The following is a 24854-nucleotide window of genomic DNA, read 5'->3' as shown; positions in this document are numbered from 1 at the left end:
ATGCCCTATCAGGGCGTCTTGTTCGACATGGACGGCCTGCTGCTCGATACCGAGCGGCTGGTCGTCGAATGTTTCAGGCAGGCCACAGTTGAATTCGGCCTGCCGGATATGGACAACGTGGTCTTTCGTCTGATCGGCCTGCGGGCGGATGCAGGTGAAGTCATCTTGCGAAAAGCACTGGACGGGCGCGTCGATTACCCTGAATTCTACGAGGGTTGGTATGCGCATATCCGAAACCGTATGGCGCAGGGGATTCCGTTAAAAGACGGGGTTCCGGTATTGCTGGAACTGTTGCAGAATCAGGGGCTGCCTTGTGCTGTTGCTACCTCGACCCACACCCCCAAAGCGCAGGAGCATCTGGAAATCGCGGGGATATTGCCGTATTTCCAAACCGTAACCGGCGGCGAACAAGTGAAGCACGGCAAACCGGCACCCGATATCTATCATGCGGCAGCGGCCAGCCTAGGAATGAAGGCCAAAAATTGCGCCGCCTTCGAGGACAGCGATCCGGGCGCATCCGCCGCCTTTGCGTCAGGTGCACGCACGGTTCAGGTGCCCGACATCAACACCCCTGCCCCTGAAATGCGTAAACTGGGGCACACCATTGCGCCGGATATATTGCAAGGGGCGCGAATGATCGGGTTGATTGGGCGCGCGCTAATCAGACATTAACAAAACCGCTGTAAACATTCCGGCGATGATAGATTTAACCCCGCCCAAACACCGCAACATATCTTTTGCGCCTGCTCCACTAATCGAAGTATTGGTACTATTGCTGCTGGCCCTGACCGCAGCCCACCCGTAACGCTATTTGTTTGCGTCCAGTATCGGCTGCATCTGCTTGTCGATAATGCTCTGGGTGATCGGCCCGCGGAAATGCCACAGGATCACGCCATTGCTGTCAATCAGCATGCTTTCGGGCACACCGGTTACCCCCCATTCGATTCCATTACGCCCCTTTGTATCGGACAGGATCGCAGTGAAAGGATCGCCCAGCCCCGCCAGAAAACGGGCGGCATCCTCGGGCCGGTCCTTGTAGTTCACACCGTAAATCCGCAAGCCACCTTCGGCCAGCTTCATCAGGTTGGGGTGCTCGGCCCGACAGGGGCCACACCATGAGGCCCAGAAATTCACCATCTTGATACCGGGGCTGCGCAGGGTTTTATCATTAAACCCTGTGCCTGCCGCCTGATCCTCGCCGACAAACAGCGCCGGTGCAGGGCTGCCGACGCGGGTTGAAGGGATATTCTTGGGATCGTCCCGCCCAAGGCCGGGAATGAAAAATGCCGCAACCAGTGCTGCGAAAATAACAATCGGCAGGATCGCCAGTATATTAACTTTTCGTTTTTCAGCCATTCTTTGCCCGCCGTTCCTCGACCTCGCGCAGCGCTTTTGCTACGCGACGGCCACGGACCCAGCTAAACACCAACAGCGCAAGGAGCAACAATAAAGTCACCACATAGGACGCGATCACTTCATTTTGATATTTCCCCAGATCAGGCATCATCCCATACGCTCCCGTGCGATCAGCGCCTTCAGGCGGCGGCTGCGAATTTCGGTGCGGGTGCGCATCAGCACCAGCGTTATGAACAGTAATATGAACGCCGCAATACAAACATAAAGCGGGTTGGAATAGGCGTCCGAGACATGTTCTTCCTTATCCAGCGACAGGGACGCGCCCTGATGCAAACCTTGATTCCAGAAATTCACCGCATAACGGCTGAGCACCGCAAAGACCGAACCGACAAGGCACAGAACAGCCGTCAGATCGGCGGCGGTATCGGGATCGTCGATGGCCTCCCACAGGGCGATATAGCCCAGATAGAACAGGAACAGCACCAGAAAGGATGTCAGGCGCGGATCCCACGCCCAATAGGTGCCCCACATCGGTTGCCCCCAGATCGCGCCGGTGAACAGGGCAATCAGCGTCATTGTCATGCCGATCGGTGCTGCCGCCTTGGCCGCCAGTGCGGAAACATGATGGCGGCGGATCAGCCAGACCAGCGAGGTGACCAGCATCATCACCCAGATGTTGATCGCCATCATCGCGGCGGGCACATGCACAAAGATGATTTTCACGGACGAGCCGAAATTTTCAGCCTCGGGCGTAAAGAAATACCCCCAGATCAGCCCGACGGCGAACAGGATAATCGCAAGGGCGGCAAACCACGGCAGGAATATCCCCGAGGTCTGCATGAATTTCTTTGGATTGGCGTATTCCCAGAGTGACATTAACCCACCTTCAAGCGTTCGTTTCCAACGTCATATTAACCCCTACACCCCGCCTAACGCAAATTGATGCGTATGGTTGCAGCCGCTACAAATGGAAGCAGCGCGACCACTCCGGCGGTGATTCCGGCCAGCATTAACAGCGGGGTCGTATTGTCCATACCCAAGGCCCCGCGGCGCAGGGCCTCGGCCCCGAAAATCAGCGTTGGAACGTATAACGGCAGCACCAGCAACGACAACAGCAGACCGCCGCGTTTCAGCCCCACAGTCAGCGCGGCGCCGAATGTGCCGATGAACGACAGCGCCGGTGTGCCCAGCCCCAGCGTCACGACCAGCCAGACGAACCCCTGATCCGGCATATTCAGCAACACCGCCAGAAACGGGGCCGCGATGGTCAGCGGCAGGCCGGTGGTCAGCCAATGGGCAAAGGCCTTCATCGCCACCACCCCTTCCAGCGGCACAGGGGCTGTGGCCAGCAGGTCAAGCGATCCATCCTCGAAATCCAGCGCGAATATGCGATCCAGCGACAGCAGACACGCCAGCAGCGCCCCGACCCACAGGATGCCGGGCGCGATTTTGCCCAGTAGCGCGCTTTCCGGTCCCACACCAAAGGGCACCAGCACCACCACAATCAGGAAAAATGCAAGCCCAAGGCCAAAGCCCCCGCCGGCCCGCATCGCCAGCCGCATGTCGCGTAGCAAAATTGCAATCATTCGAATGCCTCGTCAAATCCGGCCAGATCACGCGGCTTGGCCTTGTTGCCGGTCAGGTCCAGCACATCGGCGTCCAGCCCCATATCAATATGCGTGGCAATCAGCGCAGCACCACCGGCGGCACAATGCGCCTGCACCGCATCGGCAAACAGCCCGACACTGGCCACATCCAGCGAAACCGTCGGCTCGTCCAGCGCCCAGACCGGCCGTCCTGTCACCAACAGGCGCGCCAGTCCAAGGCGGCGTTTTTGCCCCGCTGACAGGTTATGCGCTGCGCGGTCTTTCAAATCTTCCAGATTGAACGCCTTTAGCGCCGGTGCAATATCTGCCACACCATAAACCCGCCCCCAGAACGTCAGGTTTTCTGTCACCGTCAGGGTCGATTTCAACCCGTCCGCGTGCGCGCCATAAGTCAAAGCATCCGGCGCGGCCAAAACCGAGCCCTCGAGCACCGGTTGCAACCCCGCAAGGGTACGCAACAGCGTGGTCTTGCCAATGCCGTTCGGCCCGCGCAGCATCAAAATCTGCCCCGCTTTCAGGGTGAAATCCACCCCCTCCAGAACCGCCACACCGCCACGGGTGCAGGCAAGGTTTGTCACTTTCATCAATTCCATAACCACCCGCATACCCCATGCCGCCGCTTGCGAAAAGACGCGAAAAGGTCGCCCCCATTACTGTTCCATAAATATCCCCGCCGGAGGCAGGAAACTCTTTGGAACAAAGCGTTAAACCGGCAACAACGCCGCCGCGATGCGCCGCCCCTCGGCCAGCAATACATTATAGGTGCGGCAGGCCGCAGGGCTGCCCATCGGTTCCACCCCGATCCCTGCCTTTTCCAGTGCTTCGCGCAAATCCCGCGGGATAAAGGCGGTCTCGGCGCCGGTGCCGAAAAACAACACATCCACCTCCAGCGCCATCAGGGCCGCCGTATCCCCGTAGCCGCCCCAGGATACAACCGAATTGGGCTGCACCAGTAACGACCCCTCGTAAACCTTGCCACCGATGCGGAAAAAACCCGGGCCAAAGCCGTCTATCGGCTGGACGTCGTGAAACTCGACTTCTGTGAATTGCATGGTCGTTCCTTAGGGCCTGTTGACGTTCCCCACACCGCACTGGTTTCAGCCCAAAATCCGCCAGTGCAAGCCAATTGAGTGCCGCAAGGGTGGCCCCCTTGCAAGCGAAATTGGTGTCGCAATGGCGGATTTTGGTGAAATCCCTGCGGGACGCGGCCAAAATTGCTTCCAACGCGCGGATTTCCCCTTGCCGATACCGGCATCGCTGCGGGCAAATCAACGCGCTGGCTGCAATTTTGGACTCGCGCCAGTGCGGTGTGGGGAACGTCAACAGGCCCTAGTCAAACAATGGCATCCCGTTTAGCGCCGATGCGGCGATAATGAAATAGGCAATGGCGCGATACAGGCGCTCGTATCCGGGCCGAAACAGCCAGCCGCCCAGCACATTCGCCGCCAGATAAGGCAGGATCAGCAGCGCGCCCAAGGCCACAGCCGAGACCTGTAAATACCCGTTCAGGTGCAGCACGCCAATCATCATCAAATCGCACAACAACAGATAAACCATGATATTGGCGCGGATCACTTCGGACGGGTTCGGACTGGCCATATAAAGCATGATCACCGGTGGCCCGGGCAGGCCCACACTGCCCGCCAGAAATCCCCCCACCGCGCCGGTGCCATAGACCATCGGCGGGCGCAGCGTGCCGTGATAACGCACGCCGGCCATCAGCAGCACCAGTAACAGCAGGGATATCAGCGACACGCCATAGCGAAACACCTCGGGCGCGATCAGGCCAAGCACCAGCACACCCAGCGGCAGCGCCACCAAAGTGCCCGCGGACAGCCGCAAGATGTCGCGTTTATGACCGGTGCGGATGGCGCTGGGGATGTTGGGCAAGGGGCCGATCAGGTCCATCACCATCAGGGTTGTCAGGGCCTGAAACGGGGTCAGGATCTGGCCGGCGACGGGCAGATATACCATCGCCGTGCCAAAGCCCGAAAACCCGCGCACCAGACCGGCAACTGCCGCAGCGGCGACCAGCAACCAGAAGCCGTCAATCGCAACGGCTTCGGTCAGGGCCTGCATTTAGGCGTCGATTTTGGCGTATTGGCCGCCGACATCTTTCGGGTCTTTCTTGCTCCAGTCCCGCTTGACCCCAAGGCGCAGCAGGATAGCCGAGGCAATAAACACCGAACTGTATGTCCCGACAATCACACCCCAAATCATCGCAAAGACGAAATCGCGGATCACGTCGCCCCCCAGCACGAACAGCGCAATCAACGCAATCAATGTGGTGACCGAGGTCATCACCGTGCGCGACAGGGTTTCGTTGATCGACAGGTTCAGCACCTCTTTCAGCGACTTCTTTTTGTATTTGCGCAGGTTTTCCCGCACGCGGTCAAACACCACCACGGTATCGTTCAGGGAATAGCCCACGATCGTCAACAAGGCCGCAATGATCGACAGGTCGAACTTGATCTGGAACAGGGCAAATACGCCGATGGTCAGGGTCACGTCATGCACCAGCGCAACCACAGCGCCCAGCGAAAACTGCCATTCAAACCGCAACCAGATATAGAACAGCACCGCAAAGATTGCCGCGATCACCGCTTCGATCGCAGTCCAGACCAGTTCGCCGGAAACCTTGGGGCCGACGGATTCTACCGCTGCAAACTTGATTGAAGGTTCATAGGCCTGAAGGGCCGATTTGATTTCGGCAATCGTATCGGTGGTGATGGCCTCGTCGCCGTCCTGTGCCTCGATCCTGATTTGTGTGACATTCTGGTCCGGCTTGGTCGGATCAAACACTTCGGTGATCGAAACATCCCCCAGTTTCAGTGGCGAAATCGCATCGCGATAGGCCCCCACATCCACAGCAACTTCGGCATCTGTTCTGATCGTGGTGCCACCTTTGAAATCGATGCCGTAATTCAGCCCCATGGTGAAAAACAACACCACCGAGAGCACCATCATCAAACCGGATATTCCCAGTGTCAGAACCGGAACCTTGAAGAAATCCCAGTTCGTTTCGGCGGGTACAAGTCTTAGTCTCATGGTCTTATACCTCTATCTGTTTGGGCTTGCGGCGTTCAAACCACATGACAATGATCAGCCGTGTCACAAAAATTGCCGTAAAGACCGATGTCATAATCCCCAGACCCAGCGTCACCGCAAACCCGCGCACGGGGCCGGACCCCATGACGAACAGGATTACAGCCGTGATGAAGGTGGTGATATTGGCATCAACAATCGCGCTCAGCGCTTTTTCATAGCCCAGCTCGATCGCCCGTGCCGGCCCTTTGGCGGCTTTCAGCTCCTCGCGTATTCGCTCAAAAATCAGCACGTTGGCGTCCACCGCCATCCCGACCGTCAAAACGATGCCCGCGATCCCCGGCAGGGTTAGCGTGGCGCCGATCATCGACAGCAGGCCGAATATCAGCGCAACGTTGATGATCAGGGCGATATCGGCAAACAGACCGAACAGCCCGTAAGACAGCACCATGAACACCAACACACCGATGCCAGCAACAATCGCCGCAATTTTACCGGCATCGATACTGTCCTGACCCAATTCCGGTCCGATCGTGCGTTCCTCGAGGAAATTCATCTTGGCGGGCAAGGCCCCGGCCCGTAACAGAACGGCCAGCTTGGTCGATTCCTCGACCGTGAAATTGCCGGTGATGATGCCCGATCCCCCCATAATCGCGCTCTGGATTGTCGGGGCTGATATTACCTCGTTATCCAATACGATCGCAAATGGAGCGCCGATGTTTTCGGCTGTATACAGACCAAACTTGCGCCCGCCCGTCGCATTGAACCGGAAGTTCACCGCAGGGCGGCCGTTCTGGTCAAAGGTGGGCTGCGCATCGACCAGTTCTTCACCGGTGACAACAGGCAGTTCTTCAACGATGTAATAAACGCCCTCTTCGTCCAGTGATGGCAAAACCTCGTTTCGTGCACCCGGATTTGCGTCAGGATCAGACGTGCGGCCCACAACCGGTTTGAATTCCAGTTTCGCGGTCGACCCCAGCAAATCCTTCAATTCCTGCGCCGACCCCAGACCGGGCACCTGGATCAGAATCCGGTCCGTGCCTTGGCGCTGGATCGTCGGTTCGCGCGTGCCCACTTCGTCCACACGACGGCGGATGATTTCCAGCGATTGCTGGATTGTGCGTTCGTCCACAGCCTGTTTTTCGGCTTCGGACAGCTGCACGGTGATCACATCCCCGTCTGCGGAAACCTCGATATTTGTTGCGCCGACACCGGCAAGCGAAGCAACCGGCTGAGCCAAGGACCGCACCAGTTCCAGTGCCTTGTCCATGTTTTCAGGATTGCCAATGCGCACCCGCAACTGGTCGGGGGGCGAATCCAGCCGGCGCACAGCGCCGACCACATCACGCGCCGGACGCAGCACATCGCGCACATCGGGCCACATGCTTTTGACATGGGCCTCGTAAACATCCTTGACCTGCACTTCGGCCAGCAAATGTGCCCCACCGCGCAAATCAAGGCCGAGGTTCACAAGGCTTGATGGCATCCAGCCGGGCCATTCTTCCACAGCCGCCTGACGTTCAGGTGTGCTGCCCAGCTTCTCGATCTCGACCAGCGCATCGTTGTGTTGTTCCACACGGGTGTAAAACCCGTTCGGCACCGCCATCAGCAGGCCGATCAGGACCAGCCCCCAGATGACAATGCGCTTCCAAAGATCGAATTGCAGCATATGTTTGCCTGTATTTTACAGATGTTTCGGATTATTTATTGTCGTTGGCCGGTTCGGTTTTGTTCAGAACCTGCGAAATGGTCGACTGGATCACACGGATCTTGACGCCCGATGCGATTTCGATCTCGACTTCGCCGCCCTCTTTCACCTTGACCACCTTGCCGACGATGCCACCCGCCGTCACAACCTGATCACCGCGACGCAGGGCTGCGACCATCGCCTGATGCTGTTTCATCTTCTTTTGCTGCGGACGGATCAGCAGGAAATACATGATGGCAAAGATCAGGATCAGCGGCAGAAACGAGCCAAGCGCGCTTGCGCCCCCTGCCCCTGCGGCCTGTGCGTATGCGGGTGTAACAAACATTGTGTCGTCCTCTTGGTATGTTGTGCGGGCCTTCATGCCCGATAGCGTTGGCGCGCACCCTATATGTGGCCCATTTGCTTGGCAAGCAGATGCCGCATGTAAATCAAGGCTTCAAAGCTGCGTCCTTCTGGGGCATATGGGGGGGTAAGAGATGACATTCAATCGGGAACCAGTGAAATGCACGATATTAAAATAATCCGCAAGAATCCGGCCGCTTTTGACGCCGCAATGGCACGGCGCGGGTTATCCGGTATTTCAAAGGCGGTTCTGGCGATTGATTCCGAACGCCGCGCCGCCATCGCCAAGGCCGAAGCAGCCCTGACCGAACGCAATGCGGCATCAAAACAGGTGGGCGCGGCCAAGGCCTCGGGAGACGAGGCCGAGTTTGAGCGCCTGCGCGCACTGGTTGGCGAGAAGAAAGCCGAGATTGCCGCACTTGAGGACGAGGCCAAAGCCAAAGACGCCGAATTGCGCGATATGCTGATGGGCTTGCCCAACCTGCCCGACAACAATGTGCCCGATGGCGCGGACGAGGACGACAATGTCGAGATCAAGCGCTGGGGCAACCCGCGCAATTTCGCGTTTGACGCCAAAGAGCATTACGAGCTAGCCGCCGTGCAGGACGGCATGGATTTCGAAACCGCCGCCAAACTGTCCGGTTCGCGCTTCGTTGTGATGTCGGGCGCTGTGGCGCGCGTGCACCGCGCCTTGTCGCAATTCATGCTGGACTTGCACATCGACAAACACGGGTTGCAGGAAACCAACGTGCCCGTTCTGGTGCGCGAGGAAATGATGTATGGCACCGGTCAATTGCCGAAATTCGGCGAGGACAGCTATAAGACCACCGATGGCTGGTGGCTGATCCCGACCGCCGAAGTGCCACTGACCAACATCGTCAACGGCGAAGTTGTGGACGAAGCCACCCTGCCCCGCCGCCATGTGGCCCACACCCTGTGTTTCCGCTCGGAAGCCGGCAGCGCGGGGCGCGATACTTCGGGCATGCTGCGCCAGCACCAGTTTGAAAAGGTGGAAATGGTTTCAATTACCCACCCCGACGAATCCGCCGCCGAACATGACGCCATGACCCGCCGTGCCGAGGCGATTCTCGAAGCGCTGGAGCTGCCTTACCGCACGGTGGTGCTGTGCACCGGTGATCTGGGGTTCGGAATGAAGAAAACCCATGACATCGAAGTCTGGCTGCCCGGCCAGAACATGTATCGCGAGATCAGCTCGGTTTCGGTGGCCGGTGATTTTCAGGCCCGCCGCATGAACGCCCGCTTCAAGCCCGCAGCCGGTGGCAAACCCGAGTTTGTGCACACGCTGAACGGTTCGGGTGTGGCGGTGGGGCGTTGCCTGATTGCGGTGCTGGAAAACGGCCAGAACGAGGATGGCTCGGTTACCCTGCCCGCCGCGTTGCACCCCTATCTGGGCGGCAAAACCGGCATATCGGCAGAAGGGAAACTGGCCTGATGGGGCTTTTCGATTTTCTGACCGGCACCAAGCGGCCCAAGTCAGGTGTGGCACCTGCCAGCGCCGCCGATGTCGAAGCCGCCATTCTGGCCCTGAACCGCGATACCGCCCCCTACCGGATCAGCGCCTGCAAGGATGGTAGTTGCGATCTGGTGGCGGAATGGAAGATTGTTGACGCCAAATGGTACGAGATTTTCGCCAAGGCCGGACTGGAGAAATCCTTCAGGATCAAGATGCGGCTGGATGCGGAGAAACACGAGGTCCGCGCGGTGGACGAGGATTACACCATCGAATGGAAGGCCGGTGTGCCGTCGCTGGAATTACAGCTTTCCGGCTTTCGCGGGCAGAAATCCGAAGTGTCCTTTGGCACCGCCTATGCCTTCACCGAAGAGTTCAAACCCGGACAGGTTTATAATTACCGTTTCAACACTGCCGAGGTGAAAAAGCCCTTGCAACAGGCGGTGCTGGGCAAGGGCTGGACATGGCGCGGGGTCAGCTTTGGCAAGCTGTGACCCCTTGTAAAACCTAACCAAGGAACGTGGTTTTAGCGGTTTTCAAAAGCTGCTCGGCCAATTCATGCCGCACATAGATGGTTGCGCCCTTGAGGGTGCCAAAGGCGCTCCAGCTGCCGCCCAATTCGCGACATTTTTTATACTCGGCAGAGGAAAAATCACTGGTCATGGTCACCGCATCCGCCTTGCCGCTGCAAAAGGCCGTAATTCCGGCGGAACGCCCTTTGAAATCGGTTTGCACGGCAATCCCGTCATTGCGCAATTCACCGGCGGCGGTGTTGCCCGGCCCGGCCTCGCCTACCAGAACCATCGGGTTTGGCAAGCTGTTTTTCATTGCTGGACGGGTTGCAGACGGGGTGGATTCGACACAGGCCGCAACCAATAGAACCGCCGGTAACAGGGTGAAAATGCGCATTATGAAAACTCCAGATTTACAATGGGATTACGTTGAAATATATCAATCTTAACCTTCCTGCGGGTTCAGGATAGTCTGGAATCCATTACCTAGGGGCGATAGTTGTGCGGAGGGCCCAGCGGAATCGGATTTAATACGTTGGAATAACCGGTTGTTTTGAGCAGGTATATTCCCAGATAACCCGCTGAAATTACGTTGAATAACATATCCACTAAACCGGTTTAATGGATACGTTTTCCAAACCCGTTTCCACCTCAAACCGGCTTTGTCAAATCATGACCTTCAGGAATGCGGTGGCTTGTCCAGATGCTTGCGCAACCGGCTGGGCGTTGATTTTTTCTTGTTCTTATAGGGGTTCGACTCGGCCTGTGAGCGCATCCACAAACGGATCGGCGTGCCCGGCATATCGAAACTGTCGCGCAATCCGTTCACCAGATAGCGCGAATAGCTTTCGGGCAGTTTTTCGGGCATCGAACACATCACCACAAAGCCCGGCGGGCGGGTTTTGGCCTGTGTCATATAGCGCAGTTTGATCCGGCGGCCGGCAGGGGCCGGTGGCGGGTGGGCCTCGACCATATCAATCAGCCAGCGGTTCAGTTGCGAGGTAGTCACACGGCGGTTCCAGACCTCATGCGCCTTCATCACCGCCTCTTGCAGACGGTTCAGGCCACGGCCGGTTTTGGCCGATACTGTGACCAAGGGCGCGCCACGCAACTGCGGCAACAGGCGTTCAAAAGATTCGCGCAAATCCTTGAGTTTCTTTTGTTTATTCGGCTCGACATCCCATTTGTTCACCGCCAGAACCACCGCGCGACCCTCGCGTTCGGCCAGATCGGCAATGCGCAGATCCTGTTGTTCGAACGGGATTTCCGCGTCGATCAGCACGATCACGACTTCGGCAAATTTCACCGCGCGCAGACCATCGGACACCGACAGTTTTTCCAGCTTTTCCTGCACCCGCGCCTTTTTGCGCATACCGGCGGTGTCGAACATGCGGATCGGCACGCCGTCCCAGTCCATCTGCACCGAAATCGCATCACGGGTGATGCCCGCCTCGGGGCCGGTCAGCAAGCGCTCCTCGCCCAGCATCTGGTTGATCAGGGTGGATTTGCCCGCGTTCGGGCGGCCCACCACGGCGATTTGCAGCGGCTTGGCTTTGGTCGGCACGCGCGGGGCGTCATCGGCCAGATCTTCGGAAACATCCACATCGGTTTCCGGCGCATCCGCTTCGGCGCGCTCGGCAAATTCATCGGCCAGCGGCATCAGCAGGGCCAGCAGATCGCTCATCCCTTCGCCGTGTTCGGCGGACAGGCGCAAAGGGTCGCCCAGACCCAGCGCATAGGCTTCAAGCACACCGGACTCGCCGGCGCGCCCCTCGGCCTTGTTGGCGGCCAGAATCACATGTTTGGCCCGTTTGCGCAGCAGTCCGGCAAAAAATTCGTCTGTTGGTGTTACCCCGACCCGCGCGTCGATCATGAACAGGCAGATATCGGCCATATCCACCGCACGTTCGGTCAAACGGCGCATCCGCCCTTGCAGGCTTTCGTCGGTGGCTTCCTCAAGCCCCGCCGTATCAATCACGGTAAAGCGCAAATCCCCCAGACGTGCCGCGCCCTCGCGCAGATCGCGCGTGACGCCGGGCTGGTCATCTACCAGCGCCAGACGTTTGCCAACCAGACGGTTGAACAGGGTGGATTTGCCCACATTCGGGCGCCCCACTATGGCAAGTGTAAAGCTCATCGCTTGCTCCAAAAACAGATCAAGCTGCCCCGATACAGCATCCCGCCCCTAACGGAAAGCGTGAAGTTGACCTTTTTTCGAAACCACATAGAGAACCCCGTTCACGACCACCGGGTTTGTCGTGGCACCGCCCGAAATTTCGATAGAGGAAATCAACGCGCCATCTACCGGATTGAACGACCGGATCAGCCCGTCACTGCCGGCAACAATCAAACGACCGCCCGCCAAAACAGGTCCGTAGTTGGCATACACATCTTTGCGGCGGCGTGGTTTGCCCTTGGTGTAATAGGGCAGTTCAACCGACCAGATGGTTTCACCGGTTGCTGCATCCAGCCGCACAAGGTGTGATTCATCCGAAACAAGGAAGACCGACCCGCCGGCGGGCCAAACGGGGCTATAGGCACCCTCTTTGGCGGTCCAGATGCGTTCGCCGCTGCCCAGATTCAGCGCCACAACACGCCCCGACTGGTTGGCGGCATAGACGGTGTTGCCGTCGATCACCGGATCCCCCGTTATATCGGTAATCTGGGCATAGGCGCGCCCGCGTCGTTTGCCCAAGACAAACGAGGCCCAGACCCGCACGCCGCCCTTGCGGAAGGCCGCGACCAGTTCGCCGGAGCCATACGGGAATACGACAAATTTATCCGAAACCGCCGGTGCTGTTCCGCCCACCATCACCGAGGGTGTCGGTGCCGCCTGCAATTCCCATTTGACACGGCCATTACCGGCGTCAATCGCCCATCCGCGGCTGTCGCGCGAAGTGACATAGACAATCCCGTCGCGAACCGCAGGAGAACCCGTTGCCGGTGCATCCAGCTTTTGAACCCAGCGTTCGGCACCGGTGGCCACATCCAGCGCCACCAGTTCGCCAAAGCCCGAGGTGACATAAAGCGTGTTGCCGTCAACGGCCAGACCACCGCCCGAGGCATCCCCATCACGATCCGTAGCGGGGGTAATGTCCCGCGACCAGATTTTGGCCCCCGATGTGCTGTGCGCCATCACGGTTGCCTGCGCATCCAGCGTAAACACACGTCCGCCGGCAACCACCGGATCGGCGGTGATCCGGTATTTTCGACTGTCCCCCGCCCCGATCGAAACATTCCAGACATGGCTTAATGATGCGCCCAGTGCAGGATGGGTGATGCGGTGCTCGGGTGTGCCGTAGCGATGGGTCCATTGGGTGTGATTGACCGCTGCCGGCAATTTTATCGGAACTGCGCGGTTGACCGGACCATCCGGCGTTACAGCGCCATCCGTGGTCGCACCATCCGTTGCCGCAGCCTGATCCAGCGGGGTGCGCAGATCAAGGCGCTTGCCGGGCAGAATTTCTTCTTTTTGACCGCAACCTGCCAGCAATGCAGCAATCGCGACCCCTGCAAATATCCGGGTCAGTTTCATAGTATTATCGCCCTTCAATTGCTTGTTCTTATGTTTAATATTCATTTCAGCGCCTCCCGACCCCGAGAATCATTACGAGGCTTCGGCTTTGCCACCCAGTACGACAATCAACTGTGACGCGCGGCTGCGCAAGCCTGCACTGACCTCGACATCGTTGATAATATCCTGAAGACGGGAAATCGCCGCGTCCTTCTTGCCTTCTTCAATATCCAGCATGGCCAGTTGTTCTTCGGCCAGCAACCGGAACGGCGCCCCGGCAACCGCAAGGGATGTCAGTTTGCTGCGCCGTTCGGCAATCGGCATATCCGTTCCCGACAACAAGACCTGTTTCAAGACCGCCATTTCGCGATAGGCCGGTGCCAGTTCGGGGGCATTCTCAAGCTTTGCAAGCGCCGAAACCGCCCGTTCGGCATTGCCGCTGTTCTGCGCCTCGGCCGAAGCCAGCAATGATACGACCGCGTTGGCCCCATCGCTTTCGGCTGTGATTTTGGCCAGTGCAGCCGCACGGGCTGTGGCATCCTCGATTTCCAGCGCCGCAATCAGCGAATCCCCCAACGCCTGTGCGGCGGCGGCTTCGCTTGCTTTGCGCCATTCGTTATAGGCCGCGCCGCCGACGATCAAAAGCACTGCCAGAATCGCGATCCAGCCGTATTTGCGCATCAGGGCAAACAGTTTGTCCCGGCGCACTTCTTCTGTGACTTCTTCGATAAAACTGTCTGTTTCGCTCAACGTATCTACCCCTGATGCCAATCCCGCACAGGCGCGCGGGGCGTTTGGCCTTTATATTGCAACGCAGTCTTACCCTATTGCAGCCAAGTTTGCCAAGGGGGTGTAGACAAGGCAAAGCGGCGCAATAACCTGCCTCTTGCATGTTTAAACTGAACTAGGTAGTTTAGTTATAGACAGCGCGCAGGCCAGCACCACCCAATTCATTGCTGATTGTGCCACAGACCATTATTCTTCGCCACGGCGAAACCATTACGAGGCCCGAATGAAACCACTCCATTTACTGATTGCCATCCTTGTTTCCGGGTTTCTGTATCTGTTGGTATTTGAACGTGATAACCTGCTGGATTTTGCCAAAAGCAATGCCGGTGCAGTTGACGAAGACAGCGAAGTTCAAAATAATGCCGAAACACCGGATGCAGAGGCCACGCCACTGGTTTTTGTTGTCGCAATCCATTCCACCGCCCGCACGGTCGACAGCGCGGTGATGTTGCGCGGGCGCACCGAAGCAGCACGACAAGTCACCGTAATGGCCGAAACATCAGGCAAGGTGGTGTCCGAACCGCTGCGTAAAGGCGCCTACATCGAGGCCGAACAAACCCTGTGCCAACTGGATTCCGGCACCCGCCAATCCCGTCTGGCCGAGGCCAAAGCCCGCCTGACCGAGGCCGAGGCCCGCCTGCCCGAAGCCCTTGCCAATGCCGCCGGTGCTGCCGCCAAACTGACCGAGGCCAAGGTGAACGAAAACGCCGCCCGCCGCCTGAACCAGCAGGGCTATGCCTCGGAAACCCGTGCGGCATCCGCCGAAGCGGCGCTGCAAGGCGCATTGGCCGGCATCGAAAGCGCCAAGGCGGCTGTGGTTTCGGCCAAGGCGGCGATTGAAGCGGCCAATGCTGCGATCGCCTTGATCGAAAAGGACATCGAAAACCTGACCATCACGGCCCCTTTCGCGGGCTTGCTGGAAACCGACACCGCCGAATTGGGCGTGTTGCTGCAACCCGGTTCGCCCTGCGCCACGATCATCCAGCTGGACCCGATCAAACTGGTCGGCTTTGCACCGGAAACCGAGGTCGACAAGGTGACTGTCGGTGCCATGGCCGGTGCCCGTCTGGCCACGGGTCGCGAAGTTGCCGGACGGGTGACGTTCCTGTCGCGCTCGGCCGACCCCCTGACCCGCACCTTCCGTGTCGAGGTCCAGGTACCCAACGCAGGCCTTGCCATCCGTGACGGGCAAACCGTTGAAATCATTGTGGCCTCTGACGGAACCAAGGCGCATCTTTTACCCCAGTCCTCGCTAACCCTGAACAACGATGGCGCACTTGGCGTGCGTTACGTCGGCCCTGACAACATCACCGGTTTTGCCCCCGTCAGCATCCTGCGCGACACGCCCGAAGGGATCTGGGTGGCGGGGCTTCCTGACAAGGTGGATGTGATCGTACTGGGCCATGAATATGTGATCGCCGGCGTCAAAGTGGATGTCACCTATCGGGAGGCCGGCCAATGACCGGTATCGTCGATTGGGCCGCCTCGCGCGCCCGAATGGTGCTTGCCTTTATCATCCTGTCGCTGATTGCCGGCGCGATGGCCTATGCCACCCTGCCCAAAGAAGGCGAACCCGACATCGAAATCCCGATGCTGATCATTTCGGTGCCCTTCCCCGGCATTTCCGCGTCGGATGCCGAAAAGCTGCTGGTCAAGCCGATGGAAACCGAACTGTCCGATCTGGACGGGCTAAAGAAAATGTCGGCCACGGCGGCGGAAAACTATGCCGTGATGATCATGGAATTCGATTTCGGCTGGGACAAATCGCAAATCATCGCCGATGTGCGCGACAAGATGAGCACGGTCGAGGCCAATTTCCCCGCAGGGGCCGACAAATACATCATCTCCGAATTCAACTTTTCCGAATTCCCGATCATCATCGTCAACCTGACCGGCGATCTGCCCGAACGCACGCTGCTGCGGGTGGCAAAGGATTTACAGGACCGGCTGGAGGAACTGGAACCGGTGCTGGAGGCCGCCCTGACCGGCCAGCGCGACGAAATGGTCGAAGTGGTGATCGACCCACTGCGCCTTGAGGCTTACAACGTCACCGCCGCCGATCTGATCAATGTGGTGGTGAACAACAACCAGTTGATTGCCGCAGGCGAAATCGAAACCGCCACCGGCGCGTTTTCGGTAAAGATTCCGTCGTCTTTTGACGAGGTGCAGGATATTTATTCCCTGCCCGTCAAAACCAACGGCGACCGGATCGTGACGCTGGGCGATCTGGCGCAAATTCGTCTGACCTTCGAGGACCGCAAAGGGGTGGCCCGCTATAACGGCGAAAACACTGTGGCGCTGCAGGTCAGCAAGCGTAAAGGGTATAACATCATCGACACCTCGCAACTGGTGCGCGATGTGGTAGAGCGCGAACGCGCCCTTTGGCCCGCCGAATTGCAGGCGGCAATCAAGGTGGGCACATCGAACGACCAGTCCCGCACGGTCGGCTCCATGGTGCGACAGCTCGAAGGCTCGGTTCTGACGGCGATTGCGCTGGTGATGATCGTGGTGCTGGCATCATTAGGCACCCGCAGCGCGTTGCTGGTGGGGTTTGCGATTCCAACGTCTTTCCTGCTGTGTTTCGTATTGTTGGCGATGATGGGTGTGGCAATTTCCAACATCGTCATGTTCGGCCTGATCCTTGCGGTCGGGATGCTGGTGGACGGGGCGATTGTGGTGGTGGAATACGCCGACCGGCGGATCCGTGATGGCGTCGGGCCGATGCACGCCTATGTCGAAGCCGCCAAGCGGATGTTCTGGCCGATCGTCTCCTCGACCGCGACCACCCTGTGTGCCTTCCTGCCGATGCTTTTCTGGCCCGGCGTGGCGGGGCAATTCATGGGTATGCTGCCGATCACGCTGATCTTTGTTTTGTCCGCCTCGCTGGTTGTGGCGCTGGTCTATCTGCCGGTGATGGGCGGGGTTTCGGGGCGGATGTCGCGCAGTTTCAACCACGCCGCCGACCTGCTGCGCCCGCTGCCGTGGGTGATCCGCGCCGCATTGGCCATCGCGGCGCTCTATCTGGTGTTCGTTGGCGCGATGGAGGGATTGAACCCCAACTATATCCCGCCGCTGGGCAACGTGATTGCCGGTATCAAACTAAACAGCCCTGGATTGGTCGGGGGCCTGATGGGCTTTGTGCTGCAAACCGCGCCGTTCCTGATCGCCGCTGTTCTGGCCTCGGTCACGGTGAACGCGGCCAAGTTTGAACACCGCGCCAAACGGGTGCGCGCGGGCTATCGCCGCTCGCTGTTTGGCTGGCTGATCCGGTTCATCACCGGCAACCCGGTGATGCCGCTTGTCACCATCGCCGCCGTGATCGGCTTTGTTGTGGTGGTGTTCGGGATGTTTGCCGAAAACAACAACGGCACCGAATTTTTCGTGAAATCCGAACCCGAACAGGCCATCGTTTTCGTGCGCCAACGGGGCAACCTGTCTTTGGTCGAAAAAGATGCCGCCGTGGCCGAGGTGGAAAAAGTGATCCTTGCCACCAAGGGGATCAAAAGCGCCTTTGCCTTTGCGGGCGAAGGCGGGCTTAGCCAGAACACCGGTGGCGCGGGTTCACCACGCGACACCATCGGGCGGGTGCAGATCGAACTGATCCCGTGGGAAGAACGCGCCGATATCCCCGAACTGGACGGGGATCTGGTGATCGCACGGCTGAAAAAAGAGCTGGCAAAAATCCCCGGCATCCGCACCGATATTCTGGATTTGCAACGTGGCCCCGCATCCGGCAAACCTGTGCATCTGCGCCTGAAGGGCAACGATTGGGAGGCCCTGCAACAGGCCGCCCTGACTGTGCGTGCGAAATTCGAGGCCACCAAGGGGCTGGACGAAATTGAAGACACCCTGCCCCTGCCCGGTATCGACTGGCAGATCGACGTGGATGTGGAAAAGGCGGGCCGATACGGGGCCGACGTGCGCACCGTCGGGGCGATGGTGCAACTGGTGACACGCGGCATTCTGCTCGACACCATGCGGGTCGACACCTCGGACGAGGAAATCGAGATCCGCGTGCGCCTGCCCGAAAAGGACCGCGTTCTGGCCACGCTGGACAGCCTGCGGGTGCGCACCCGTGACGGGCTGGTGCCGTTGTCGAACTTTATCACCCGCAAACCGGTGCAAAAACTGGGCCAGATCGACCGCGTTGACCAGCGCCGCTATTTCGATGTGAAAGCGGCCGTTCTGGACGGGTTGACCAAGGTCGAAACCAAGGACGACGGCAGTACCATCGACATTGCAATCAACGCAAACGAGCGGATTGCCACCCTGACCGACTGGCTGGATACCGAAAAACCCCTGCCGGCGGGCATTGCCTGGGAATGGACCGGCGATAACGAAGAACAGGCCGAAACCGGTGCCTTTCTGGGCAAGGCGTTCATCGGTGCGCTGGGGTTGATGTTCATCATCCTGCTGGCGCAGTTCAACAGCTTTTACAACTCGGTTCTGGTGCTGCTGGCGGTGGTCCTGTCCACCACCGGCGTACTGATCGGCATGATGGTGATGGGGCAGGCGTTTTCGATGATCATGACAGGGACCGGCGTTGTGGCGTTGGCGGGGATCGTTGTGAACAACAATATTGTGCTGATCGATACCTATCAGGAATACACGCAATATATGCCGAAACTCGAGGCCATCTCCCGCACCGCACAGGACCGCCTGCGCCCCGTGATGCTGACCACGGTCACGACCATGGCGGGCCTTGCACCGATGATGTTCGGCCTGTCGCTGGATTTCTTCAACGGCGGCTACACCATCGACAGCCCCACCGCGCTGTGGTGGAAACAACTGGCCACGGCGATCGTCTTCGGCCTTGGCATTGCCACGGTGCTGACGCTGGTGTTCACCCCGTCCATGCTGGCGCTACGGGTCTGGATTTCAACCGGCGCCTACCGGTCGCTGAACCGGCTGAAGGCGCTGTCCTTTGGCCGCAACAGCATCGAGGCCCGCGACATCGCCCTGAACCGCGCCAGCCGCAAGGTGAAATCGCCCGAGTTGATCTGGGGGGATGAAACACAGGTTGATGCGCCTGCGAAAAATGAACCACCCCAAGCGGATGATCCACAAACCCCGCTGGTTCTGACCGACAAGATAGAGGATGGAAAGCCCGCCAAGCCCAAGCCACGCGGGCCAAAAGGCAAGCGGCTGCGGGCGGCGGAGTAGACATGGACGGCTGCCGAGTGAGCCCCGCCCTACGGCATCTTCCAAGCGTAGCGGATAATCACCATCAGCAACAGAACCTCGATCAGACTGCCGAGCCAGTAATATATCCACACCTCGCCAATGCAACTGCCCAGAATGGTGAGGGCATAGACTGCGGCCACGATGATATTGGTCCAGCGGTTGGCCCGCGGCGGCAGGATCAGGGATAGCGAAATCATCAGGCTGGGGATGATCACATAGATCGTGGTCATAATCAGAAAGGTCTGGTCCACCGTGAACACGGCAACTTTGCCGGCCAGCACATCCGTGACGACATCCGCCCGCAAATGGGCGAAAATATCGACAAAGGCGATGATGAACATAAGCGAGGTCCAGAGGGCGGCGATCTTGAACCGCACATCAATGGGTGGGGCCATGGTGGCGCGTGCAGTATCCGTCATTTCGTCCTCCGACGTCAGATCGTAAATATAAACCTGCGGTGTGCGCCTTTTCCGGACCTCAGGGCAGGATCGGCCGACCCTGCCCCGCCAGTCTGGCATGATTATTCCGCAACAGCCAAGCCCTTTTCCTCGTCCGCCTGCTGGCGATTCCACATCTTGTAATAGCGCCCGTGGTGGGACAGCAATTCGTCGTGGCTGCCGCGCTCGACAATCACGCCATCCTCGAGCACCACGATCATATCCGCGTCCACAATGGTGGACAGACGGTGGGCGATGGTGATCACCGTGCGCCCCTGCCCCATCTCGCGCAGTGAATCCTGAATGTCGCGTTCGGTCTGGGTATCCAGCGCCGATGTGGCTTCGTCCAGCAGCAGGATCGGCGGGTTTTTCAACAGGGTGCGGGCGATGCCGACGCGTTGCTTTTCACCACCCGACAGTTTCAACCCGCGCTCGCCGACGGTGGTATCGTAACCATCCGGCAGGCTGAGGATAAAGTCGTGGATTTTGGCGGCCTTCGCCGCCTCCTCGACCTCGGCGCGACTGGCTTCGGGACGACCGTAAGCGATGTTGTAAAGGATGGTGTCGTTGAACAGCACCGTATCCTGCGGCACCACGCCGATTTGCGCGTGCAGGCTGACTTGCGTGACATCGCGCACGTCCTGACCGTCAATCCGCAGCGCGCCTTTGTTCACATCATAAAAGCGGAACAGCAACCGCCCGATGGTCGATTTGCCGCTGCCCGAGGGGCCAACAATCGCCACGGTTTCGCCACCGCCCACGGTCAGGCTGACCCCCTTCAGAATGGGCCGCGCGGCCTCGTAGCCGAAATAGACGTCGTCCAGTTCGACTTTGCCTTCGGTCACCACCAGCGGCTTGGCGTCGGGTTTGTCTTTGACCTCGGCGGGTTGCTCCAGCAGGGTGAACATTTCGCCCATATCGACCAATGACTGGCGGATCTCGCGGTACACCGTTCCAAGGAAATTCAGCGGCATGGTGATCTGGATCATATAGGCGTTGACCATCACAAAATCGCCCACCGTCAGATCACCGCGCTGCACGCCCATGGCAGCCATCACCATCACGGCGACCAGACCGGCGGTGATAAACACCGACTGGCCGAAATTCAGGAAGGCCAGAGAATAAGAGGTTTTCAGCGCCGCTTGCTCGTATCCGGCCATGGAAACGTCATAGCGTTCGGCCTCGCGCGCTTCGGCGCCGAAATATTTCACGGTTTCGAAATTCAGCAGGGAATCGATTGCCTTCTGGTTGGCGTCGGTATCCTGATCGTTCATCTGCTTGCGGATTTTTACCCGCCATTCGGTCACTTTGAAGGTGAACCAGACATAGGCCCAGATCGTGGCAACAACCACAGCTAGGTACCAGATATCGAACACAAAATACAAAACCACGCCGATCATCAGCAGTTCCAGAACCAGCGGTCCCATGCTGAACAACAGGAAGCGCAGCAGGAATTCCACCCCCTTGACCCCGCGCTCGATAATCCGGCTAAGGCCGCCGGTTTTGCGGGTGATGTGATAGCGCATTGACAGGCGGTGCATATGCCGGAAAGTCTCCAGCGCCAGCGACCGCAAGGCCCGTTGCGCTACCCGCGCAAAGACCGCGTCGCGCAATTGCTGGAACCCCACCGTCATCAGTTTGGCCATGCCGTAGGCAACCGTCAGACCGATCGCCCCCGCCCCCAGCATCCATGCCGGATTGTTGGCATCGCCGGCCAGTGAATCCACCGCAGCCTTATAGAAAAACGGGGTTAGAACCGATATCAGCTTGGCGACCACCAACAACAACATCGCAACCACAACACGCCGCCGGACCCATGGCTGATCCTTGGGCCACATATAGGGGGCAACCTTGCGGATTGTGCGCCAGTTCTGGCGGCGTTCCTCGGGGGTGAATTCGGCTTTGGTGATCCGGCTAACCATGTCACGACTTTCTTATGGGGTGGACGCCAGAATGTAATGGCCCCGCGGCCGGATTACCAGCACCTAATCGGGGACTGCGAACACTTGTCCGGGGTAAATCAGATCGGGGTCGCGGATGCTGTCGCGGTTGGCCTCGAAGACACGCACATACATCATCCCGTCGCCATAGGTTTCCCGTGCAATTGCCCAAAGGGTTGAACCGGGTTGGACTGTGATCGCAATGGCTGGTGTCCGGGACGTGCTTTGGGTGCTTTGCAAGGCTTCGGCCGCTTCGCGTTTAAACGGTGTTTCGGTGCGCGAAACAACAGCTCCGGTGGCATCCACCTGATCCACCCGCAGCGTATAGATACCACTATCGACATCGGGCAATTCGGTATGCCAGCCACCGCCGGCCTCAATCGGTGTGGTCAGCACCGGCTTGTTGTCCAGATAGACCCGAACAAAGCCTTCGTCCGTACCGCGGCCTGACAATTGCACTTCGCCGGCGGCATCATAAGTGATCGCGTCGATCACCACATTGGTCGTCATATCGGGGCTGCTGTCGGCTGGCTGCAAGACGCGCACGCCATCTTTTGTGGCCAACAGCACTGCCGGGGCTTTGGGGGTGCCGGATGCGTTGTCAGCCGGTGTTTGCGTATCCTCATCTGCTGTGGTTGTTGCTGTTTGGGTTTGGGTTTCGACAGCTGTGGCGGCGGGTGTCCGTGTTTGTGTGGTTTCGTCATCAGGCGCGCCTGTTTGCGCCCCTGTTTCGCCCGCCTCCAAAGCGGCAGTATTGGCGGGAGTGTTGACCTCGGCGGGCTGCTCTATCTGCAATTGCGTGGCGCTGGCGATCTGGTCTTGTGGCTGTGCCGGGCTGGTTACGGGGGCCAGAATAATGCTGTCATCGGATGCCACCACAGCATCCCCTTCACCGGGAACCGACAAGGTCACGACGCGGGCAGTATCGCTGGGCGGAACCGTCAGCAGAGACACAAAATTTCCCTGTGAATCTGCAGTTGCACGGGCCACTTCCTTGCCATCCAGCAGGATGGTGACCTCTTCTCCGGGTTGGGCAAGTCCGGCAATGACCGAACTGCCATCCGGTTCTAACCGCACCACGTCGAATTTCGGCGCAGGAACAGGGGGGGTGGTCCCATTGGTTTGCCCTTGGGTGGTTGCCTGATCATCCGCTGGCGCATTGGAAGCGGTTTCACTTTGGGTGGGCGCCGTTGTCGCAGGCGATGTGCCGGTATCTGCCCCGCTAACAACATTTGTATCAGCCCCTTCGGTCGGCTGTAGCAATGTTACCGGCGCTTGTTTGTTGTTAAAATACTGATAGCCCAGATAGGCCGCCAAGGCCACGGCAACAGCAGCGGCCCCTCCGGCCACCATTTGAACTCCGGACCCAAGCGCAGTCTTGTTTGTCATCTTATTCTTCCCTATTGGCACGGCCCCCAGCGGCCCCGCGCTTGCACGACCATAGCAACAGCGGTATCAGCGGTCAAAAGCCGTTTTCAAGGAATTTTGTCACATGCCTGTTCCCGCATCCCCTGCCCGCCTGTCCGTTTGCGTCTATTGCGGATCCCGCTTTGGCACCAACCCTGCCTTTAAGGCCGCTGCAACCGAACTGGGCCAGACATTGGCCAATCAGGGCTGGCGGCTGGTTTACGGCGCGGGGGATGTCGGGTTGATGGGGGCCGTGGCCAAAGGGGCACAGGCGGCAGGGGGCGAAACCTTTGGTGTGATCCCCGAACATTTGCTGCGGCGAGAGGTGGGCAAGCGGGATCTGTCGCAATTCATCGTCACCGAAAACATGCACGAGCGTAAAAAGGTGATGTATATGAATTCGGACGCCATTGTGGTGCTGCCCGGCGGGGCGGGGTCACTGGACGAGATGTTCGAGGTTCTGACATGGCGCCAACTGGGCCTGCACGAAAAACCGATCTATCTGTTGAATGTGGATGGTTATTGGCAACCCCTGCTGGTGCTGCTGGACCATGTGATCGAACAGGGGTTCGCCGATGCCAGCCTGCGTGACTATTTCGCCGTGGCCGATACGGTGCCGGCCCTGCGCGAGGCCCTGCGCAACGCCCTTTCCTGACGCAGCGCATTCAACGAATAGATCGCCAGCGCCAGCCAGATCAGCGGGAAGGCAATCATATGCCAGCGGCTGACCGCTTCGCCAAAGGCGACAACAGCGACGATGAATTGCAGGGTCGGGTTCAGGTAGAACAGCAACCCTTGGGTGGCAAAGCCCAGCCGTTTGGTGGCATAGGAAAACAGGATCAGCGGCAAGGCGGTGATCAGCCCCAGCCCCATCAGCATAACGGTGTTGAACCAACCATCGCCAAAGGCCGCAACATTACGCCCGTCAAAACCGCTCCAGCCCTGCATATGGATGCCCCATAGCCAGACCAGCGCCAGCGGCAGCAACAACAGCACTTCGGTGGTGACCGACACCACCGGCCCCACCGGCACCTGTTTCTTGATCACCCCGTAAGCGACAAAACTGATCGCCAGCGACAGCGATATCCATGGCGTCACGCCCAGCCCCCATGTCAGCAGGCCCACCGCGCCGGTCGCCAGTGCTACCGACAGGATTTGCACCCGGTCCAGCCGTTCGCGAAACAGCACGGCCCCCAGCAGGACCGAGATCAGCGGGTAGATGTAATAGCCAAGGCTGGCCTCGACCGTGCGGCCAACCTGAATGGCCCAGATAAAGATGCCCCAGTTCACCGCGATCAGCAGGGACGAGGCCAGCATCACCGCCAACAATCCCCGCGCACGGAAAATCACACCGATTTCCCCCAGCCGCCCCTGCACCGCCAGCACGATGCCAAAGAACACCAGCGACCACAGGGTGCGGTGCGACAGCACTTCCAGCGGGGGCACATGCGACAGCGCCTTGTAATAGAGCGGCGACAGGCCCCACAGGACGCAGGCCGCGATCATTGCGGCAATACCTTGTTGTGTGCGCGTCATCGGCGG

Annotated in this window: 24 protein-coding genes; 6 read left to right on the top strand and 18 right to left on the bottom strand. The window is 59.0% G+C overall.

The annotated features are described in order from the left end of the window. On the top strand, nucleotides 1-672 hold the full coding sequence (locus tag BAR1_RS06135; RefSeq protein WP_118942207.1) for an HAD family hydrolase: 672 nt from the start codon (nucleotides 1-3) through the stop codon (nucleotides 670-672). 135 nt (nucleotides 673-807) lie between these two features. Here BAR1_RS06135 and BAR1_RS06130 read toward each other — a convergent pair whose 3' ends face one another. The 10 genes from BAR1_RS06130 to yajC form a co-directional block, all read right to left on the bottom strand. Continuing rightward, a complete protein-coding gene (locus tag BAR1_RS06130; protein WP_118942206.1) occupies nucleotides 808-1356 on the bottom strand; it encodes a DsbE family thiol:disulfide interchange protein in 549 nt (182 codons plus the stop codon). Continuing rightward, nucleotides 1349-1507 carry a heme exporter protein CcmD gene (gene ccmD / locus BAR1_RS06125; protein ID WP_323368589.1) on the bottom strand — a complete coding sequence of 53 codons (159 nt, stop codon included), beginning with the start codon at nucleotides 1505-1507 and terminating at the stop codon, nucleotides 1349-1351. The genes BAR1_RS06130 and ccmD overlap by 8 nt, the downstream gene beginning before the upstream one ends. Then, a complete protein-coding gene (locus tag BAR1_RS06120; protein ID WP_118942205.1) occupies nucleotides 1504-2232 on the bottom strand; it encodes a heme ABC transporter permease in 729 nt (242 codons plus the stop codon). The genes ccmD and BAR1_RS06120 overlap by 4 nt, the downstream gene beginning before the upstream one ends. 53 nt (nucleotides 2233-2285) lie before the next feature. After that, nucleotides 2286-2942 carry a heme exporter protein CcmB gene (gene ccmB, locus BAR1_RS06115; protein WP_118942204.1) on the bottom strand — a complete coding sequence of 219 codons (657 nt, stop codon included), beginning with the start codon at nucleotides 2940-2942 and terminating at the stop codon, nucleotides 2286-2288. Further along, nucleotides 2939-3556, bottom strand: a complete 618-nt coding sequence (ccmA, locus tag BAR1_RS06110; protein ID WP_118944364.1) for a heme ABC exporter ATP-binding protein CcmA — start codon at nucleotides 3554-3556, stop codon at nucleotides 2939-2941. Before ccmA ends, ccmB begins: the two co-directional genes overlap by 4 nt. 111 nt (nucleotides 3557-3667) lie before the next feature. Then, nucleotides 3668-4015, bottom strand: a complete 348-nt coding sequence (locus BAR1_RS06105) for an Mth938-like domain-containing protein (protein WP_118942203.1) — start codon at nucleotides 4013-4015, stop codon at nucleotides 3668-3670. A 277-nt stretch (nucleotides 4016-4292) separates the two neighbouring features. Next, nucleotides 4293-5042, bottom strand: a complete 750-nt coding sequence (locus tag BAR1_RS06095; RefSeq protein WP_118942201.1) for a sulfite exporter TauE/SafE family protein — start codon at nucleotides 5040-5042, stop codon at nucleotides 4293-4295. Continuing rightward, nucleotides 5043-6011 (bottom strand): protein translocase subunit SecF, encoded by a 969-nt coding sequence (secF, locus tag BAR1_RS06090; RefSeq protein WP_118942200.1) that lies wholly within the window; start codon nucleotides 6009-6011, stop codon nucleotides 5043-5045. It abuts the gene before it with no gap. Nucleotides 6012-6015: 4 nt separating this feature from the next. Further along, nucleotides 6016-7677 carry a protein translocase subunit SecD gene (gene secD / locus BAR1_RS06085; RefSeq protein WP_118942199.1) on the bottom strand — a complete coding sequence of 554 codons (1662 nt, stop codon included), beginning with the start codon at nucleotides 7675-7677 and terminating at the stop codon, nucleotides 6016-6018. A gap of 31 nt (nucleotides 7678-7708) precedes the next feature. Further along, on the bottom strand, nucleotides 7709-8041 hold the full coding sequence (gene yajC, locus BAR1_RS06080; RefSeq protein WP_118944363.1) for a preprotein translocase subunit YajC: 333 nt from the start codon (nucleotides 8039-8041) through the stop codon (nucleotides 7709-7711). A gap of 177 nt (nucleotides 8042-8218) precedes the next feature. Between yajC and serS the strand changes: the two genes are divergently transcribed. Beyond that, the gene (gene serS / locus BAR1_RS06075) at nucleotides 8219-9511 is read left to right on the top strand and encodes a serine--tRNA ligase (RefSeq protein WP_118942198.1); all 1293 of its coding nucleotides are present in this window, start codon (nucleotides 8219-8221) and stop codon (nucleotides 9509-9511) included. After that, a complete protein-coding gene (locus BAR1_RS06070; RefSeq protein WP_118942197.1) occupies nucleotides 9511-10023 on the top strand; it encodes a hypothetical protein in 513 nt (170 codons plus the stop codon). The genes serS and BAR1_RS06070 overlap by 1 nt, the downstream gene beginning before the upstream one ends. Before the next feature lie 13 nt (nucleotides 10024-10036). On the opposite strand, the gene BAR1_RS06065 is transcribed toward BAR1_RS06070, so the two are convergent. The 4 genes from BAR1_RS06065 to BAR1_RS06050 all read right to left on the bottom strand — a co-directional run bounded on the left by BAR1_RS06065 (nucleotide 10037) and on the right by BAR1_RS06050 (nucleotide 14305). Continuing rightward, nucleotides 10037-10438, bottom strand: a complete 402-nt coding sequence (locus BAR1_RS06065; protein WP_118942196.1) for a hypothetical protein — start codon at nucleotides 10436-10438, stop codon at nucleotides 10037-10039. Between the two features lie 282 nt (nucleotides 10439-10720). Continuing rightward, nucleotides 10721-12178: a ribosome biogenesis GTPase Der gene (der, locus tag BAR1_RS06060; protein WP_118942195.1), complete on the bottom strand. Its 1458-nt coding sequence runs from the start codon at nucleotides 12176-12178 to the stop codon at nucleotides 10721-10723. 48 nt (nucleotides 12179-12226) lie between these two features. Then, on the bottom strand, nucleotides 12227-13621 hold the full coding sequence (locus tag BAR1_RS06055; RefSeq protein ID WP_323368588.1) for a PQQ-like beta-propeller repeat protein: 1395 nt from the start codon (nucleotides 13619-13621) through the stop codon (nucleotides 12227-12229). 27 nt (nucleotides 13622-13648) lie between these two features. Then, on the bottom strand, nucleotides 13649-14305 hold the full coding sequence (locus BAR1_RS06050) for a DUF2659 family protein (RefSeq protein WP_118942193.1): 657 nt from the start codon (nucleotides 14303-14305) through the stop codon (nucleotides 13649-13651). Nucleotides 14306-14567: 262 nt separating this feature from the next. Between BAR1_RS06050 and BAR1_RS06045 the strand changes: the two genes are divergently transcribed. Then, nucleotides 14568-15806, top strand: coding sequence for an efflux RND transporter periplasmic adaptor subunit (locus tag BAR1_RS06045; RefSeq protein WP_118942192.1), 1239 nt, complete (start codon nucleotides 14568-14570; stop codon nucleotides 15804-15806). Then, nucleotides 15803-19507 carry an efflux RND transporter permease subunit gene (locus BAR1_RS06040; protein WP_118942191.1) on the top strand — a complete coding sequence of 1235 codons (3705 nt, stop codon included), beginning with the start codon at nucleotides 15803-15805 and terminating at the stop codon, nucleotides 19505-19507. Before BAR1_RS06045 ends, BAR1_RS06040 begins: the two co-directional genes overlap by 4 nt. Before the next feature lie 29 nt (nucleotides 19508-19536). Here BAR1_RS06040 and BAR1_RS06035 read toward each other — a convergent pair whose 3' ends face one another. The 3 genes from BAR1_RS06035 to BAR1_RS06025 form a co-directional block, all read right to left on the bottom strand. Continuing rightward, nucleotides 19537-19947 carry a DUF6326 family protein gene (locus BAR1_RS06035; protein WP_118944362.1) on the bottom strand — a complete coding sequence of 137 codons (411 nt, stop codon included), beginning with the start codon at nucleotides 19945-19947 and terminating at the stop codon, nucleotides 19537-19539. 101 nt (nucleotides 19948-20048) lie between these two features. Next, complete coding sequence (locus BAR1_RS06030; protein WP_118942190.1) at nucleotides 20049-21887, bottom strand: ABCB family ABC transporter ATP-binding protein/permease; 1839 nt, start codon at nucleotides 21885-21887, stop codon at nucleotides 20049-20051. 63 nt (nucleotides 21888-21950) lie between these two features. Then, nucleotides 21951-23294, bottom strand: coding sequence for a LysM peptidoglycan-binding domain-containing protein (locus BAR1_RS06025; RefSeq protein ID WP_162891679.1), 1344 nt, complete (start codon nucleotides 23292-23294; stop codon nucleotides 21951-21953). Nucleotides 23295-23397: 103 nt separating this feature from the next. Between BAR1_RS06025 and BAR1_RS06020 the strand changes: the two genes are divergently transcribed. Next, nucleotides 23398-23967 (top strand): LOG family protein, encoded by a 570-nt coding sequence (locus BAR1_RS06020; RefSeq protein WP_118942188.1) that lies wholly within the window; start codon nucleotides 23398-23400, stop codon nucleotides 23965-23967. Here BAR1_RS06020 and rarD read toward each other — a convergent pair. After that, nucleotides 23904-24848: an EamA family transporter RarD gene (rarD, locus tag BAR1_RS06015; protein WP_118942187.1), complete on the bottom strand. Its 945-nt coding sequence runs from the start codon at nucleotides 24846-24848 to the stop codon at nucleotides 23904-23906. The two genes, BAR1_RS06020 and rarD, sit on opposite strands and share 64 nt — an antisense overlap. Between the last annotated feature and the right edge of the window lie 6 nt (nucleotides 24849-24854).

Origin of the sequence: Profundibacter amoris (assembly GCF_003544895.1) — a bacterium.
In the GTDB taxonomy this organism is placed as follows: domain Bacteria; phylum Pseudomonadota; class Alphaproteobacteria; order Rhodobacterales; family Rhodobacteraceae; genus Profundibacter; species Profundibacter amoris.
This window is presented reverse-complemented; position numbering and strand designations above follow the sequence as displayed.

Bases quoted from the DNA above. Each gene is read 5' to 3' on its own strand.
- BAR1_RS06120 (WP_118942205.1), bottom strand. From the start codon at position 2,232: ATGTCACTCTGGGAATACGCCAATCCAAAGAAATTCATGCAGACCTCG.
- BAR1_RS06020 (WP_118942188.1), top strand. From the start codon at position 23,398: ATGCCTGTTCCCGCATCCCCTGCCCGCCTGTCCGTTTGCGTCTATTGC.
- ccmB (WP_118942204.1), bottom strand. From the start codon at position 2,942: ATGATTGCAATTTTGCTACGCGACATGCGGCTGGCGATGCGGGCCGGC.
- der (WP_118942195.1), bottom strand. From the start codon at position 12,178: ATGAGCTTTACACTTGCCATAGTGGGGCGCCCGAATGTGGGCAAATCC.
- ccmA (WP_118944364.1), bottom strand. From the start codon at position 3,556: ATGGAATTGATGAAAGTGACAAACCTTGCCTGCACCCGTGGCGGTGTG.
- BAR1_RS06135 (WP_118942207.1), top strand. From the start codon at position 1: ATGCCCTATCAGGGCGTCTTGTTCGACATGGACGGCCTGCTGCTCGAT.
- serS (WP_118942198.1), top strand. From the start codon at position 8,219: ATGCACGATATTAAAATAATCCGCAAGAATCCGGCCGCTTTTGACGCC.
- BAR1_RS06040 (WP_118942191.1), top strand. From the start codon at position 15,803: ATGACCGGTATCGTCGATTGGGCCGCCTCGCGCGCCCGAATGGTGCTT.
- BAR1_RS06045 (WP_118942192.1), top strand. From the start codon at position 14,568: ATGAAACCACTCCATTTACTGATTGCCATCCTTGTTTCCGGGTTTCTG.
- BAR1_RS06030 (WP_118942190.1), bottom strand. From the start codon at position 21,887: ATGGTTAGCCGGATCACCAAAGCCGAATTCACCCCCGAGGAACGCCGC.
- BAR1_RS06025 (WP_162891679.1), bottom strand. From the start codon at position 23,294: ATGACAAACAAGACTGCGCTTGGGTCCGGAGTTCAAATGGTGGCCGGA.
- BAR1_RS06035 (WP_118944362.1), bottom strand. From the start codon at position 19,947: ATGACGGATACTGCACGCGCCACCATGGCCCCACCCATTGATGTGCGG.
- secF (WP_118942200.1), bottom strand. From the start codon at position 6,011: ATGAGACTAAGACTTGTACCCGCCGAAACGAACTGGGATTTCTTCAAG.
- BAR1_RS06065 (WP_118942196.1), bottom strand. From the start codon at position 10,438: ATGCGCATTTTCACCCTGTTACCGGCGGTTCTATTGGTTGCGGCCTGT.
- BAR1_RS06055 (WP_323368588.1), bottom strand. From the start codon at position 13,621: ATGAATATTAAACATAAGAACAAGCAATTGAAGGGCGATAATACTATG.
- yajC (WP_118944363.1), bottom strand. From the start codon at position 8,041: ATGTTTGTTACACCCGCATACGCACAGGCCGCAGGGGCAGGGGGCGCA.
- BAR1_RS06095 (WP_118942201.1), bottom strand. From the start codon at position 5,042: ATGCAGGCCCTGACCGAAGCCGTTGCGATTGACGGCTTCTGGTTGCTG.
- BAR1_RS06130 (WP_118942206.1), bottom strand. From the start codon at position 1,356: ATGGCTGAAAAACGAAAAGTTAATATACTGGCGATCCTGCCGATTGTT.
- ccmD (WP_323368589.1), bottom strand. From the start codon at position 1,507: ATGATGCCTGATCTGGGGAAATATCAAAATGAAGTGATCGCGTCCTAT.
- BAR1_RS06105 (WP_118942203.1), bottom strand. From the start codon at position 4,015: ATGCAATTCACAGAAGTCGAGTTTCACGACGTCCAGCCGATAGACGGC.
- BAR1_RS06070 (WP_118942197.1), top strand. From the start codon at position 9,511: ATGGGGCTTTTCGATTTTCTGACCGGCACCAAGCGGCCCAAGTCAGGT.
- rarD (WP_118942187.1), bottom strand. From the start codon at position 24,848: ATGACGCGCACACAACAAGGTATTGCCGCAATGATCGCGGCCTGCGTC.
- secD (WP_118942199.1), bottom strand. From the start codon at position 7,677: ATGCTGCAATTCGATCTTTGGAAGCGCATTGTCATCTGGGGGCTGGTC.